The organism is Acidovorax cavernicola (genome assembly GCF_003581445.1).
The window spans coordinates 1-728 of the sequence record NZ_QXMN01000297.1 but is presented as its reverse complement, the minus strand read 5'-3'; the positions used below and the strand labels follow the sequence as shown (position 1 = coordinate 728).

Annotated in this window: 2 protein-coding genes; both read left to right on the top strand. The window is 65.1% G+C overall.

Features of this window, described 5'->3' with window-relative positions:
• A partial coding sequence (locus tag D3H34_RS33265; protein WP_205736880.1) for a 5-deoxy-glucuronate isomerase occupies positions 1–295 on the top strand: 295 nt, incomplete at its 5' end.
• A gap of 64 nt (positions 296–359) precedes the next feature.
• Positions 360–728 (top strand): Bug family tripartite tricarboxylate transporter substrate binding protein (locus tag D3H34_RS33260; RefSeq protein WP_286186585.1); only part of this gene is annotated, 369 nt, incomplete at its 3' end.

Genomic DNA, 728 nt, shown 5'->3' with positions numbered 1-728 from the left:
CGACAGCACCGATCCGGCCCAGCCGAATGCCGAAACGGTGCTCGAGGAAACCTATTACCACCAGATCGATCCGCAGCAGGGTTTCGCGTTCCAGCGCGTCTACACCGACGACCGCTCGCTCGACGAAACCATGGCCGTCGAGCACCGCGACACGGTGATGGTGCCGCGCGGCTACCACCCCTGCGTCGCGCCGCACGGCTACGACCTGTACTACCTCAACACCATGGCCGGACCGGAGCGCCGCTGGGCGTTTCGCAACGATCCCGCGCATGAATGGATGCTGAAAGCGACCTGAGTCGCGGCAAGACGGACCGTACCCCGGATGGACGGGAAAAAACACAAAACCAAGGAGACAAGACATGCAGAAACGGCAATTCATTGCAGCCATCGGCGCGGCCCTGATGACCACGGGAATGGCGCAGGCCCAGACGGCCTTTCCCGCGCAGCAACCCGTCAAATGGGTCGTGCCCTATGCGCCGGGCGGCACCACCGACGTGATCGCGCGCAACCTCGCGATCGGCATGTCCAAGGAGCTGGGCCAGACCGTGGTGGTCGAGAACAAGCCCGGCGCGGCGACCATCATCGGCGCCACGCAGATCGTGCGCTCGCCCGCCGACGGCTATACCGTGGGCACGGCCGATTCGGGCACGCTGGCGTTCAATCCGGCGATGTACCGCAGCCTGAGCTACGACGCGCAAAAGGACTTCAGCTTCATCGGCGGCCTGGGC